Source organism: Companilactobacillus nodensis DSM 19682 = JCM 14932 = NBRC 107160, assembly GCF_000615905.1.
GTDB classification, from domain to species: Bacteria; Bacillota; Bacilli; order Lactobacillales; family Lactobacillaceae; genus Companilactobacillus; species Companilactobacillus nodensis.
On record NZ_BAMN01000005.1, the window covers coordinates 88457 to 102134 of the forward strand.

Annotated in this window: 15 protein-coding genes and 1 pseudogene; 7 read left to right on the forward strand and 9 right to left on the reverse strand. The window is 33.9% G+C overall.

The genetic code is table 11. From position 1 onward, the window contains the following. Positions 1-8: 8 nt before the first annotated feature. The gene (locus JCM14932_RS16980) at positions 9-233 is read right to left on the reverse strand and encodes a hypothetical protein (RefSeq protein WP_235700520.1); all 225 of its coding nucleotides are present in this window, start codon (positions 231-233) and stop codon (positions 9-11) included. An 88-nt stretch (positions 234-321) separates the two neighbouring features. Here JCM14932_RS16980 and JCM14932_RS05110 point away from each other — a divergent pair, with 88 nt between their 5' ends. Further along, on the forward strand, positions 322-963 hold the full coding sequence (locus tag JCM14932_RS05110; RefSeq protein ID WP_025023938.1) for a cation:proton antiporter domain-containing protein: 642 nt from the start codon (positions 322-324) through the stop codon (positions 961-963). Here JCM14932_RS05110 and JCM14932_RS05115 read toward each other — a convergent pair. Further along, positions 955-1812 (reverse strand): aldo/keto reductase, encoded by an 858-nt coding sequence (locus JCM14932_RS05115; RefSeq protein WP_025023939.1) that lies wholly within the window; start codon positions 1810-1812, stop codon positions 955-957. The genes JCM14932_RS05110 and JCM14932_RS05115 overlap by 9 nt on opposite strands. Positions 1813-1946: 134 nt before the next feature. On the opposite strand from JCM14932_RS05115, the gene JCM14932_RS14585 reads away from it, so the two are divergent. Further along, positions 1947-2810: a LysR family transcriptional regulator gene (locus JCM14932_RS14585; RefSeq protein ID WP_034542621.1), complete on the forward strand. Its 864-nt coding sequence runs from the start codon at positions 1947-1949 to the stop codon at positions 2808-2810. Between the two features lie 104 nt (positions 2811-2914). Here JCM14932_RS14585 and JCM14932_RS05125 read toward each other — a convergent pair whose 3' ends face one another. After that, positions 2915-3913 (reverse strand): tRNA-dihydrouridine synthase family protein, encoded by a 999-nt coding sequence (locus tag JCM14932_RS05125; protein ID WP_025023940.1) that lies wholly within the window; start codon positions 3911-3913, stop codon positions 2915-2917. A gap of 137 nt (positions 3914-4050) precedes the next feature. Between JCM14932_RS05125 and JCM14932_RS16985 the strand changes: the two genes are divergently transcribed. After that, positions 4051-4281, forward strand: a complete 231-nt coding sequence (locus JCM14932_RS16985; RefSeq protein ID WP_025023941.1) for a Rossmann-fold NAD(P)-binding domain-containing protein — start codon at positions 4051-4053, stop codon at positions 4279-4281. Positions 4282-4301: 20 nt separating this feature from the next. After that, positions 4302-4947: pseudogene (locus tag JCM14932_RS14590) on the forward strand (NAD(P)H-binding protein). 70 nt (positions 4948-5017) lie between these two features. Here the strand turns inward: JCM14932_RS14590 and JCM14932_RS05140 are convergent. The 5 genes from JCM14932_RS05140 to JCM14932_RS05160 all read right to left on the reverse strand — a co-directional run bounded on the left by JCM14932_RS05140 (position 5018) and on the right by JCM14932_RS05160 (position 10663). Beyond that, positions 5018-6016: a hypothetical protein gene (locus tag JCM14932_RS05140; RefSeq protein ID WP_025023942.1), complete on the reverse strand. Its 999-nt coding sequence runs from the start codon at positions 6014-6016 to the stop codon at positions 5018-5020. A 234-nt stretch (positions 6017-6250) separates the two neighbouring features. Continuing rightward, on the reverse strand, positions 6251-7150 hold the full coding sequence (locus JCM14932_RS05145) for a hypothetical protein (RefSeq protein WP_025023943.1): 900 nt from the start codon (positions 7148-7150) through the stop codon (positions 6251-6253). Then, positions 7095-8363: a hypothetical protein gene (locus JCM14932_RS05150; RefSeq protein WP_025023944.1), complete on the reverse strand. Its 1269-nt coding sequence runs from the start codon at positions 8361-8363 to the stop codon at positions 7095-7097. The genes JCM14932_RS05145 and JCM14932_RS05150 overlap by 56 nt, the downstream gene beginning before the upstream one ends. A 104-nt stretch (positions 8364-8467) precedes the next feature. Then, positions 8468-10228 carry a hypothetical protein gene (locus JCM14932_RS05155; protein WP_025023945.1) on the reverse strand — a complete coding sequence of 587 codons (1761 nt, stop codon included), beginning with the start codon at positions 10226-10228 and terminating at the stop codon, positions 8468-8470. 84 nt (positions 10229-10312) lie between these two features. After that, positions 10313-10663, reverse strand: a complete 351-nt coding sequence (locus JCM14932_RS05160) for a hypothetical protein (protein WP_025023946.1) — start codon at positions 10661-10663, stop codon at positions 10313-10315. A 781-nt stretch (positions 10664-11444) separates the two neighbouring features. Here JCM14932_RS05160 and JCM14932_RS05170 point away from each other — a divergent pair. Genes JCM14932_RS05170 through JCM14932_RS05180 form a run of 3 tightly spaced genes read left to right on the forward strand, consistent with a single transcriptional unit; the run spans position 11445 to position 13157 of the window. Next, positions 11445-12629: a cation:proton antiporter gene (locus JCM14932_RS05170; RefSeq protein ID WP_025023948.1), complete on the forward strand. Its 1185-nt coding sequence runs from the start codon at positions 11445-11447 to the stop codon at positions 12627-12629. Between the two features lie 40 nt (positions 12630-12669). Then, positions 12670-12888 (forward strand): type II toxin-antitoxin system RelB family antitoxin, encoded by a 219-nt coding sequence (relB, locus tag JCM14932_RS05175; protein ID WP_025023949.1) that lies wholly within the window; start codon positions 12670-12672, stop codon positions 12886-12888. Beyond that, a complete protein-coding gene (locus JCM14932_RS05180; protein ID WP_025023950.1) occupies positions 12885-13157 on the forward strand; it encodes a type II toxin-antitoxin system RelE family toxin in 273 nt (90 codons plus the stop codon). Before relB ends, JCM14932_RS05180 begins: the two co-directional genes overlap by 4 nt. Before the next feature lie 44 nt (positions 13158-13201). On the opposite strand, the gene JCM14932_RS05185 is transcribed toward JCM14932_RS05180, so the two are convergent. Then, positions 13202-13660 carry a free L-methionine (R)-S-oxide reductase MsrC gene (locus JCM14932_RS05185; RefSeq protein WP_025023951.1) on the reverse strand — a complete coding sequence of 153 codons (459 nt, stop codon included), beginning with the start codon at positions 13658-13660 and terminating at the stop codon, positions 13202-13204. Between the last annotated feature and the right edge of the window lie 18 nt (positions 13661-13678).

Genomic DNA, 13678 nt, shown 5'->3' on the forward strand with positions numbered 1-13678 from the left:
CTTATCAGTTATCCAAGGCGTATGTGCAGCAAGGCGCGGTTAGTAACTAATTTCCCATCGTTATTATAAATTGAAGTAACTTTGGTTGTTGTAACTGTTTTATGAGTTGCGGCTTCAGCAACTGTTTGGTTAGTTGCAAAGACAGTCCCACCCACAACACCTGCTCCAATCAAAAAAGCAGATAAGATTTTTTTATCCATAATATACTGATCCCCGTTAAATTTATTGTTCATACACCTTCAGGTTATCATCTACTGTGTGCTTGTTCAATGGAAATTGTTATAGTTAGTACGTTAAATATCAAAATACAGAGGAATAATCATGGCATTCTTTGAATCATCAGTCGTGTTACTTATAACGGTAGCCATCAGTAGTTTCATTTCAAATTTGGTACCAAAAATATCAGGAACCTATATCAGTTTGATTATGGGGATAATTGTGGGATTGATTCCCTTAACTAATCAAACCGTATTGTCATTCAATGATGAGATATTTATGTTACTGATTATCGCTCCGTTATTATTCTTCGAAGGACAAGAAACTAAGACTTATCTAGTTCGTCGGAAAATAAAAAACATCGTCGGTACGGCCGTGATCCTAGCAATTATTTCCGCAATCATTGGAACAATAATTTTGCATTCAGTCGCTGGTATCTCACTTGCACTCGCCCTAATAATAATTTCAATCAGCACTCCAACTGATGCAACTGCCATGGGATCAGTCAGTGATGGATTGATATTACCAACACGCGTTAATGTTGTTTTGAAAATGGAATCATTATTCAACGACGCAACTGGTATCGTGCTGCTACAAGCCGCGCTGATTTGGTATAGCACGGGGCATTTAGCCTTAAGCCAAAATATATCAACTTTCTTCATCTCAGCCATCGGCGGGATTGTCTTCGGAGTTGTCGCTGCTGGGTTACTAATACTTTTTTCATTCTTATCTCTCCAATTATTTTAGTTTAGCTAAACTTGTTCCAAAAATTTGTTCAATTGTTACTGGATCACGGTGATCGAAGAATTGGCTTTCGCCCTTATCAAGGCCATTCATACCCTTCATCTCATCATCAGTTAACTTGAAATCGAAGACATTGATATTTTCTTCCATACGATTCTTGTGAACTGACTTAGGAATAACGGTGATTCCTCTTTGTAGTAGCCATCTTAGAATAACTTGACCATTAGATTTGTTGTATTTGTCCGCGATTTCTTTAATAGCTTCGTTTGTAAAGATGTCATGCTTACCTTCAGCGAATGGTGCCCATGCTTCAACACGGATATCTTCTCCCTGATTGAAATCTACTTCAGAATTCTGTTGATACCAAGGATTAACTTCAATTTGATTAAGTACCGGCTTGATTTCATTTGATAATTCTAAGTTCTTCAATTGATCAGCGTAGAAATTAGAAACACCAATGGCACGAATCTTACCAGCTTTATAAGCTTCTTCCAAAGCACGCCATGCACCTGAAACATCCCCATATGGTTGATGTAATAAGTACAAGTCTAGATAATCAACCCCAAGATTATTCAATGATGTTTCAATAGCCTTTTGTGCTCTTTCATAATTAGCATCCGAAACCCAAAGTTTAGATGTAATGAAGAGTTCCTTACGATCAACTCCACTGCGCTTGATAGCACGACCAACGGCTGCTTCGTTCTGATAAGCAGCGGCTGTATCAATCAAACGATAGCCAGATGCAATCGCATCAACAACTGCTCGTTCACATTGATCCAAGTCTGTTACTTGAAATACTCCGAATCCTAATTGTGGCATTTCAACTCCATTATTTAACTTAACTGTTTCCATATTATTTACCTCTTTATTTAATTACTGTTTGTTTAATTCATGAGTTCATTATATGTTCATATTGGACACTTGAAAATTACCAGATAAACATGCTACCATACGTTTGACGTATAGCATTATAATGAGGTGATTTAATGATTGATAACTACTTACTTGAGGAACTAGTTACTTTTAATAAATATGGAACGCTGGCAGCCACTGCTGAAAAGCTAATGGTGACTCAGCCGACTGTGACTCGAGGAATGCAGAAACTTGAAGACGAATTAGATGTTAAAATATTTGATCGTCAACCTAATCACGTAGCTCTAACCAAAACTGGTATTCTGGCGGTCAAAGAAGCTCAAAAGGTTCTTGACCAAAATCAAAACTTCATTGACACTGTTCAAAAATACGAAGCAAGTCATACTATGATAAAGGTTGGATCAATAGCTCCCGGACCTATTATGCTGTTGAAATCCTTAGATGATGTTACTGATAACGTAGTAATAAATGATTCTCTATTACAAACAGATTCAGTTATATCTAGCATAGAAAATCGTAGTTTTGCCATGATTATTACCAATCAAGAAATCATGACAGATTCAATTGAATCTCGATTCATTGGTAGTGAGAAATTATCTGTTAACCTAGATAGGTTCACTTATCTAGCTAACAAAACTTCAGTCACATTTGAAGAACTAAAGGGAATGAGTTTTGTCGTTGTTAACGACATCGGTGTTTGGAAACAGATTGTTCAAGACAATATTCCTGATGCTCGATTCATGTATCAAGAACAATTCGATGCCTTCACCGAAATAACTCAGTATTCTAACTTCCCATATTTCAGTACAAATATTTCTGGTAAAGATAGCCATCATCTTCCAAATAACGATGATGACCGCGTTAGAATTCCTATCAGTGACGATGCCAGCACGGTGGACTTCTACGTTGCTTATTTGAAGAATCAAAAGTCCAAAGTCAATCCTTTAATTAATCTCATGTCAAAAGCCTGGAATTAAAATAAGTTGCTGTTTTCAAAATAGAAAACAGCAACTTATTTTTTATTTATGATAAAAAGCAGAATTCCTCATAATCAGAGGAATTCTGCTTTTTACGTTATATATTATTTCAAATACTTATCTTTCTCAGCCAAAATCTTACGTACATCGTCAGTCGACTTAGTATCCATCATCGCATTTCTCAAATCAGTCGCACCCAATTCTGGTCGAGCATAGATTTTGAAGAAACGTTTGAGCGATGGGAAACGTGGCATATCGTACTTCTTTGAAAAGTCATCAAACAGATTTAGTTGCATCTGTAACAGATCCAAAAGATCATCAAGTGAATGTATTGTTGGATTCTTTTCAAAGGCAAACGGATTGGCAAAGACTCCACGTCCAATCATAATTCCATCTAATCCAGGATGCTCTTGCGCTAATTTCAAGCCAGCTTGATAATCAGGAATATCTCCATTGATCTGAATCAATGTTTGTGGAGCAATTTCATCCCGCATCTTAATAATATCGTTGATAACTTCCAGGTGAGCCGGAACCTTACTCATCTCCATCTTTGTTCTCAGATGAATAGTTAGCACATCAACGTCTTGTTGCAGCAAAAATGGGATCCAATCTTTGAATTCTTCAACCTTGCTATAACCAAGACGTGTCTTAGCACTAACGGCTAATCCTGAGGTTTTTGCTGCCGCAATTACATCTTGAGCCCATTGATGGTTCCTAATCAAATCACTACCACCATGATTCTTAATAACCGTTCCATCTGGACATCCCATATTGATATCTATTGCTTCAAATCCCTGTTCTTTCAATGAAGAAGCCGCAGATTCAAAGTCAGCAGCTTCATTTCCCCATAGTTGAACGACCGGACGTGTCTTTTCCCTTGAATCGATGTATAGCCGACCATGAATAGGGAACTTAGTATTCGGATTCGTAATTGCCTTCGCATAGACGAATTCACTGAAGAATGTATCTGGAGCACACGCCTGTGTTATAACCTGACGAAAGACTGTATTACTAACGGCCTCCATCGGTGCCATGCTAAAGAATGGACGATGTTCTGATTTGGCTCGAGCTGATATTTTTGACCAAAATGCTGATTCTGTCAAACTGACTTACCTCTTTAATTGTTAAAAGTTTCATATCAATAATATACTACTAGTTTATTTGTTAAGAATCTAATATTTAATCTAAAGGCTACTTAGTTTTTTTAAAATGTATTTTCTTGAAGTGTACATTAAAGTTTATGATAACCACATCAATTAAACAAAAAGGAAGAAATAACAATGACAATTTAACATTAATGGCACGCCACCTACAAAGATTGAATATCAATGATGACCGTGAAAGAGTTATCCAAGGTGAACTATTCGGCGGACACGACGTCTCAATTAGGAGCATCGCCGATTTAGTAGTTAGATTATCACATGATCCAAAACTTGGTTCACGTGATAGTTTGGAAATCAACAGAAAATAACATAATAGAAGGAAAATAAAATGAAACTATTAATTTTAGCAGCTAACGGACAAATTGCCCGTATCGTAGAAGATAGAATTTTGAGTGAAGATGAATTCAAAGACGTTGACTTGACATTAGGGTTGCGTAACAGTAACCGCCTATCCAATTTGGTTAGCAACTCTCGCGTTAAAGTAATCGAAATAGATCTTGAAAATGAAAAATCAGTTGATGATGCCGTTGCTAGACAAGACATGGTATTCGTAGCTATTATTGATCATGATGATGATAACGCCATGACAAATAACGTTATCAAAGCTATGAAAGAGAATCACGTTAATCGTGTCGCATTTAGTAATATTCTTGGTATCTACAACGAAGTTCCTGGTGAGTTCGGCCGTTGGAACCATGAACAAGTTAAGTGGGGATTAAAGGCAGCTCTTAATTCTGACAAGTTATTGGAACAATCAGGCTTAACATACACGACACTTTGCCTACCTTGGTTGAATGATCGTGATGAAGTTAAGTATGTTGTTACAACCAAAACAATACAATGGTGTTTCAGGTTCACGTCAAAGTGTCGCTGATATTGTATTGGATATCATCAAGGATTCCAATTATGGTGCCAATGACAGCTTAGGTATGGCTGATCCTGATACACAAGGTTTGGATCGTCCAGTATATTAAAAAATAAAAAAACGTTCTTCAAAACCATGTTGGATTCATGGTTTGAAGAACGTTTTTATTTTTCTAAATCCTACTTTGTCACAGGATTCATTTTGGAAAATTCCTTATTAAATTTAACTGCATATGGTCTAACTGTTGGTTGATTAACTCGAATAAAATCAACATCAAACATTTTGATCAATAAAGATTCAGAAATACTATTTTCTTTTTCACTAATAAGTTTACGAATAGGATGCCCATTGTTGTAACTCAATCGAACATTTTCCGTACTATCGGCAATAAGAATATATTTATAATAAAATTTCTCTTTATTACTTGAAGATATCCCATCAAGCTCACGATATATGTGTATGCCATAAAGAGAGCCATAACTTTGCTTGAGTTCTCCACCCTTATGATTACTGAATGGTAAGTAATTGGAAGGTAACTTAGGATTCATTCGATTTCTTTTAAACTTATAATTTACAAACTCCTTCATTACTTTTGAGTTTCCTCTAAAACCAAAATCATCCTTCATTAACTTTCTAAAATGACCCATAGTCACTTTACCTATATCTAATTCTTCCAAATATTCACACACGTCAAACACATCTTTTTTGACCGATGGGGATTTCTGAGTTTGCTCAAAATTTTTTAAGTCTGAAATCAGTAAATTTACTTTGACCAGATTATCCGGATTAGCCCACAGTAATCGATAACCAATTTCACTTATCTCCGGAAATGCGTAATAATCAGTTCTCTTAATTAAATTGAGATTATCCAAATCTTTGAAAAAAATACATTCGATTTGCCACTTTACAGACTCAGGTTTTATGTTATTGTCAGCAATAAAACCTCGAATTGTAGAGTATCGAGAATTAGTCTCATCAAAAAAATTCTTCTTTTGAACACTTTCGAATTGAGTAACTCCGTCAGAGGTATTTTCGAAAATAATCGCATTATTATTTTCGTCAAAGGTAATGAATGTATACCCTGCAAATAGTTTATTTTCTTCAAAAACTGATTTTGGAATGTGATTCTCTAAAATACTTCTCTTGACATCAAACTCCTGAAACAATTTAATTACCAAACTACTGGATTCTAAAGAATCTTTTGGAGCCGCTAAATTAGACGTAGTTATATTTTGAATTATGACATCATCATAACTGTTCCGATGGGGATCAGTTTTATCTTGATAATTTTCCTTTGGTTCAATAATGGCTAAATTATATCCTGAATGATATTCATCTTTCTTATTAGTATTTAAAATTGCAATACCTTCTTTTTGAAGGAGTTTATTGGTTGCTTTGATAAATTGTTTTGATTATTTACTCTTTACCAGGTCCACGACATTGATTGGCTCACATACATACCTCTGTTTAAGTCCTTCTAGATACGATTGCTTTGATTTCTCCATTGAGTGTGCACTTTCGTCTGCAGAATTGACAGAGTTGAAATCAATATGAATATACTTTTCAAATTGGGAGTTTAAATCATCCAGCAGATTTTGAATGATGACAATTTCAGAATCACGAAAGTCAGAATAATTTCCATTTTGGAAATAATCAACGGCATGTTTATTCCCAGGTTCTTTGTGTTCAATCCAATATTCTTTACCCTTTTCAAATTCATAAACTTGTTTGGGCACTAAATCATTGTCATCCCATAAATACCTAACATGTGATCCTGGTCTATTAGTTTTCATAAAAGACTTAACTTGCCACTTCAAAGAATTGAAGTATTTAAGTGATAAGCAATATCGAAAATTATTTCTCTTTGTCTTTTGATTGGAGATTGGATAGTAGAATTTCCCATATGTACTAGTAGGCCTTCCTTTTTCATCAATATACTTCGGAAAATTCATGGCAGCATATAAATTCAAAAACAAATTAATTATCGTAGGTGGATAATTCAAAATCTCTCTAAGATCAATTTTATTAATTTTAACGTTACCCAAATGGAGGTCTTCCAATTTCTTTACCGTGAAGTCTCCCTTTAGTGCCACAGCATACTTGCAAAAATGTTGATTAATGATTATACACATTGGTTGATTATATAACTTGTAATATGAGATATCTTTGTGTGTGTCCTTGGAATCGATATTCGAAATTTTAAACAAATCAAATTTGTTCATAAAATTATCTATATTAGTTTCTGTAATCTGCACATCAATCGTGTTTAATAGTGTTTTGTATTTCTTCGAAGATCGTTCTGACATTGTCATGATAAATTTCCCCTTTAGAATTCATTAATGCCGGGATAACAATTATTTTCCCATCCCCACTTTTCCAAATGTGATAATCATTATCTGCAAAAATATTAATAACAAAAACTTTGTCAGCATTTGTTTTATCAAGTTTTTGACGTATTTTCTTTAACATACCATCAACTGTCTGATCATAAGACTCATCCCAATTTTTGAAGTCAATAAATATCCGATTTGAACCAACTTGATAATCAAATACTTCAAAAAAATCGGAAGAGGTGTATCTGGAGATTTTAATTGAATTTGATTCACTATTGATAATTGCTTCTCCAGCTTTTTCACCAATTACCGCTTTATAAAAATTTTTAAAAATCACCGGGTTCATCATCAAATCATTGGGTTTAAATTCAGTTGCGTATCCATTATCTTGAAAAAACTTTTTCACCACATTATTTTTCATTAAAATCGGCAACGTCGAATTTGCTTCGTTAATAAGATTTCTATATTTGTTAAGGTCTCGAAATTCGAACTTGTATTTTTTCATCTGAACATCAAATTTAAAGCAATATCCAGTTGGATCAAGGATTCGAATATATCGGTTAAAAATTTTGTCACATGGTTGGTGCTGTAGCGAGATTGTCGGATATTTCAAACATAATTCTCGCATTTTTTCATACTCATAAATTGCATCTTCTTTTTCTTGCTGACTTATCTTCAATGAATTAATTCGAGAAAGCATTTGCTTGAGATCAATATTCATGTAATTTGTTTTATTGTTTGCAAGCGATTTTAGTTGATCATCTTCTTTTGAAATTTGTTCTTCTGACGTCTCAGCAAAAATTATATGATTATAAATTGCACCCAATTCTGGTACCAATTGGTTATTTTCTTCAAGTTCTTTCATATCTTCCAAAGGCAATTGCTCTATTAGAGAACTAGAAATAACAATAAATACTTCGTTCTTTAAAAATGATCGAGTTAACCTTCCCACTGATTGGATTAATATCTTAAGAACTTTCCTTTTGGCAGCTAAAGACTTATTTAAATTTTTGACTTTTAATTTAAAGTTATCTTCGGAATCTCCGGGAACTTTCCTTATTGAAATTCTGTCTAGGCATGATTGGATTAGAGCCTTTTCTTCATCTGGGGAGATATAATATCTAGTAGCTGAATACTCCGTTTGAAGCATAAATCTAATTGCATTATCTTCAGAAAAATTCTTATCTAACAAGTTTTCAGTTAGATAGGAAACTTTCCCTAAGTAAATGCCATCAAAATCTTTTAAACTGAAACGTTTATCTTTCTTAGATGTAAAACTATCATCTACAATTCGAATTAAATTTTCTTTTGATGAAGCTTATATTGCAAGTTTTGGCCATCGCCGATAGTTTGATACGTACTCAAAACATAAATGTTTTCGCCTTGAGACAATCTCTCCAATATAGATTCTTTATTTTTACGGAAATCTGAGCTATTGAGCTTCTCGAGTGATGCATTTTTAAGGTATTTTTGATTATAAGCTTCAAAAATATCCTTTAATTTATCCAAATCTAATTTATTATCTTTTGACTTGGCTTCCTTATTCGTCAAACACAAAAATGACTGACATTGCTTGTTTTCAAAATATACTTTAAAGGATTGAACTATTTCTAAATACTGTTTTAATACATAATTGGCCTTTACATCTCCCAGTTGGAAAGCAATTGTATTCACAATTTCTGGAACATCAGAGAATACGTAGTTAACTATTTCTTTGACATGTAGATAATCCAATTTTTTAGGCATAGAGTTCATAATTTCATTGATTTTACTAGTGTCTGCAACATTCACTCTAACGTTTGAATTTTCATACGAATGATTTAGAATTTTCATCCTTTCTTTGGTTTCATCCGTTAGAAACTGTGTTCCATCTACAAAGTGGCTACCTAAAACTTCTTTTAAATATGACAAATCATAATTCGATAAAGGACTATCTATGTTAGCCGTTGCTGACAGCCCAATAATGTGCGCCGCCTTCGCCAAATTGGCCAAAGTTTTTTCCGGAGTTTCAGAAATTCTATACGCACTCAACTCCGTAACAAATCGATTGTCATCTCTATTTTCAAGTGTAATCAGCTTTAATATGTGATCAAACATATCATTAGTTCTAGGTAATTCCTTCATCCTATTTTTTGGAATTGAACTTCGAAATTGATTATCACTTTCGATGATTAAGCTTCTTAAATGTCCACTCTTAATGCCATAATAACTTAACACTGATGAAAACGTGTTTTCATAATCTGGATCAACACGTTTTTGACTCGTATCATATTGCGTTTCTTGAATTTGATATTTCACAATTGTTTCAACAAAATGTCTCACGGAGTTGAAAAAACGATCTATCGAATAAAAAAGTCCAAATATATTGATACTACTAGCTGAAACTTCATTCTTAGATACATATTTCATATCAACTTCGTTTCTAGACTTATTCCAAATATTTTGAAGTCTAAGTTTGTTATTACCACTTGAGAACGTTAACCTTTTGCCACTGTAGAAAACAAATTCTCTGCGATTTACTGGTTGATTCAAGTACCATTGTGCATCTACATGATAGGTATCAATAACATAATCAAAATTTGCTTTTAAATCTTGAAATTTTTTTGCAATAGATTTCTTATGCGTAACTTCCTTTAATATTCGATACGATTTCGTAATATCAATTTTAAAAATATCCTGAAAACTCATGAAATCTGCAAGAGCATTCCCTTTATTCTTCAATGAATTCTCAAGAATATTTTCTAAAAATACATTTTTTGTAGCATCAAATTCATCCATAACAATAATTGAATTATCGATTAACTCGGACTCTAATTTGAATCTTTTAGCGCCATCCACTATTGACTGATATGATTTGTCAAATTTTGAAGTATTCATCAAGAGTACGTCATACTCTTCAATAAAAACTTCTGGGTAAAGCTTGGCAATCCATTGATAATCTTTATTGCTTTTTATCAACTTTTTCTTACACTGGAGGATTTCTTTGTTAGTTTTATTAATAATCTCAACTGCGGAATTCAAATATCTTATTACAGATTTTCTTAACTCTTTTTGCAACCCACCCTGATTATCTTTAATTGAACCATTCTTTATTAATTGTTCTGCTACAGCGCCAGAATCATTATTTTTATTTTGAATATACTAATTTACGCTACTTTCTAATTTCGAAATCAAAGGTTGGTACTCTTTTAAAAAAGACTTTGGAAATTGTGTTTTTGGAAAATTGTCGATTAAATTATTGAATTCAGATTTAACCTCGAATATTTTTTTTGGTCCACCGACTTGTTCATTTTTCGCGATCAACTTTTTTAACTCAGCAGTTGGTATATTATTGTTTTTATTCGTAATATACCAAATTTTTCGACCATCATTTTTACGTCGTGATATATATTCTAAAATTGCATGCGTTTTACCTTGCCCAGTTGGAACTGAAACCGTGGTTATGCCATAATCTTGATTCTTATCTATTATTTCAAAATCTTTCCAATTCATTTTATACCTCACTTTGACGCTTTATGCGTATTATTATATCGCTAGATTGAGAATATGTTCTTAACATTTAGAACAATTTCTACATTGGAAGATCTTTCTGGTCAGCCATAATCTGATCCACTATTTGTATTTTTTCTCTACCTTTAAGGCCCCAAACAGGTTCATTAATTATTTTAGGATGTCTCGCTCCAGTTTTGTTTCATGTGATTCCTTATTTTTCTTGATAAGTTCTTCTCTTAAACGGTCTATCTCGCTTTTGTTAGCTTGTTAGCACAGTTTCTGCTTACTTTTTTTATAGTTGATGGCCTACCTTTTGGAGGAGGCTTTAAAGAATCAATGCTATAGTAATGCACAGATCTGGCAAGCTAGAATATCGTACTTTGTGGCTACCTCTATTAAAGTTACATCATGGTTTTGATAGTAGTCTATCACACTCATTTTAAACTCAAGTGAGAATGTTCGCTTAGTTCTCCTTCTTATAAGAAAATCATCTCCCTTGAGCCGAAAGTTTTGAGCTAAATTTTTTATTAATCTTAAAGGAACATTGTATTCTTCAGTTAATGTACGTGAACTGATATTATCTGTGATATATTTTCTGACTATCTCGGCTGTTAGTGTTGCACTATATTTGACCATATAAAAAGTGCTCCATATCGTTAGATTTCTTGTCTAACTATTATGGAGCACTTTAATTATTCGATTGGATTTTTCATATTTAATAGAATTCCATTGGCAACTAGGCTAAACTCTTTAATAGAAAAAACAAAAGAGGTTCAATCACATGAGTAAATTCTCGGTACTAATTACATTGTTTGCTGCCCTAGCAACGCCACTAATAATGGCACGCTTTCGAATCACCAGAATACCAGGAACGGTCGCCGAAATAATTATGGGAATCATTATCGGTAAAACTGGCTTCAATATTGTACAGCCTAGTTCTACCCTGACCTACCTAGCCAACCTGGGTGTTATCATGCTGATTTTTTTAGGTGGAATGGAGATTGACTTTTCACTATTCGAAAAAAAGCCCAAAGGAGCTGAGAAATCTCCTTTAGGCCTAGCGTTCGGTAGTTTCATGTCTGTCTTAATAATGTCGATCATCTTAAGTGTGGCACTGTACTACACTGGATTGTTCAACAACATTATCTTAGCAACAATTCTTGTCAGCACAATTGCACTGGGTGTAATCATATCATTGCTCACCGAGGCCGGACTGTTAGATAACGAATACGGTCAAACCATGCTGTTAATATCAGCGATGGGTGAATTCATCCCCTTAGTTGCTTTAACAATTTATTCTGCTGTCCAACAAAAAAACTACTTTTCAGCCTTCCTTTTGCCAGTTATCTTCATTGCCGCCATTGCTCTATTGAGACGATTCAAGCGTATCTACGTCTTCTTCGACAACATCGACAAAACAACAACTCAACTAGATATTCGATTAGCATTCTTCTTGATTTTTACATTAGTAACTGTTGCTGAACAAATCGGCGCTGAAAGTATTCTTGGTGCCTTCTTGGCTGGTGTAGTTATGAAATTGCTCAATCCAAAGAAAGACACTCAAGAAAAGCTCAGTTCAATGGCATATGGATTCTTTGTCCCCATTTTCTTCATCGTTACGGGGGTAAACTTGAACCTAAGAACAATGTTCAAAGATACTAATGCTTTGTTATTGATACCTGTCTTCTTCGTGGCCTTTATCTTAGCAAAATCGATTATCTACTTTGTTCTCAGACACAAATTTGACAACCGTCATTCAATTGGTGCAACGATTCTGATGTCAACAACCATCACGTTGGTCTTGCCTATCTTACAAGTCGGACAAAACCTCAAAATAATTAATGAAGCTCAGAATGGTGCTATTACGTTAGCCGCTATCATTACATGTATCGTCTGTCCGATGATCTTCAATAAAATATTAAGTTCTGATGAACCAAAAATCCAAGAGGTTAAAGGCTTCAATTGAAGTCTAAACCATGGTATTATGCAATTGGAGGTGTATTGGTATGACTGTTACATCATTAAGGTTTAAAGACGATCAATATAAACAAGTTAAAGACTTAGCAAAATTCTATGGTATCTCAGTAACTGAATTTATGAGACAAACCATACTTGAAAAAATCAACGATGAAAACGATTATCAAGATGCTATGGAGAACCTCAAGAAAAGCCACGGAGAAACTGTTAAACGTACAGAAATACTTAAAAGATTGAACTTGAAATGAATAAATACACTTGGGAATTCGCAAAAAAAGCTGATAAAGAATTTAGTAAACTAGACAAGCAGGTTCAAATTAGAATTGTAAAGTGGTTAGACATACACATTGAATCTTCTGATAATCCTCGCGCTTGGGGAAAAGCATTGGAAAGCGACTTGGGGACACTTTGGAGATACCGTATTGGAAAATATAGATTAATAGCAGATATACATGATGACAAATTCGTAGTTGTAATTCTAAAGTCTTCTAAAAGAAACGACATTTATAAAAACTAAAAATAAGGTAGAAATCATCCCAAAATGATTTCTACCTTATTTTTTTAATTTTCCATATGTGAAGCTAAAATCTTAACAAATTCAGCCAATTCAACTTCATTATCTTCAGTGAATCTATCTAATGATGGTGAATCAATGTCCAAGACACCGATTTTTTTACCATCTTTAGTAATGGGAACAACTATTTCAGAATTACTAGCACTGTCACAAGCAATATGTCCTGGGAACTCGTGAACATTCGCAACCCGATGAATACTTTGATCCTTATAAGCTGTACCAACAACACCAGATCCTACTTTGATATGCATACAAGCAACTTTACCCTGAAATGGTCCAAGGTCTAACTCACCTGTCTTATAATTGTACAAATAAAAACCTGACCAATTCAAATCTTCATAAGTGTCGTTGATCAAAGCACTGGCATTAGCCAAGTTAGTGATCACATTTGTTTCTTGATACAACAGCGCATCTAACTGTTGGTTCATAAGCGATGTTTCTGACATCTGAGATCCTCCTCATAT

Coding starts and splice junctions, on each gene's coding strand:
- JCM14932_RS05170 (WP_025023948.1), top strand. CDS start 11,445: ATGAGTAAATTCTCGGTACTAATTACATTGTTTGCTGCCCTAGCAACG.
- relB (WP_025023949.1), top strand. CDS start 12,670: ATGACTGTTACATCATTAAGGTTTAAAGACGATCAATATAAACAAGTT.
- JCM14932_RS05180 (WP_025023950.1), top strand. CDS start 12,885: ATGAATAAATACACTTGGGAATTCGCAAAAAAAGCTGATAAAGAATTT.
- JCM14932_RS16985 (WP_025023941.1), top strand. CDS start 4,051: ATGATAACCACATCAATTAAACAAAAAGGAAGAAATAACAATGACAAT.
- JCM14932_RS05145 (WP_025023943.1), bottom strand. CDS start 7,150: ATGACAATGTCAGAACGATCTTCGAAGAAATACAAAACACTATTAAAC.
- JCM14932_RS16980 (WP_235700520.1), bottom strand. CDS start 233: ATGAACAATAAATTTAACGGGGATCAGTATATTATGGATAAAAAAATC.
- JCM14932_RS05160 (WP_025023946.1), bottom strand. CDS start 10,663: ATGAATTGGAAAGATTTTGAAATAATAGATAAGAATCAAGATTATGGC.
- JCM14932_RS05110 (WP_025023938.1), top strand. CDS start 322: ATGGCATTCTTTGAATCATCAGTCGTGTTACTTATAACGGTAGCCATC.
- JCM14932_RS05115 (WP_025023939.1), bottom strand. CDS start 1,812: ATGGAAACAGTTAAGTTAAATAATGGAGTTGAAATGCCACAATTAGGA.
- JCM14932_RS14585 (WP_034542621.1), top strand. CDS start 1,947: ATGATTGATAACTACTTACTTGAGGAACTAGTTACTTTTAATAAATAT.
- JCM14932_RS05185 (WP_025023951.1), bottom strand. CDS start 13,660: ATGTCAGAAACATCGCTTATGAACCAACAGTTAGATGCGCTGTTGTAT.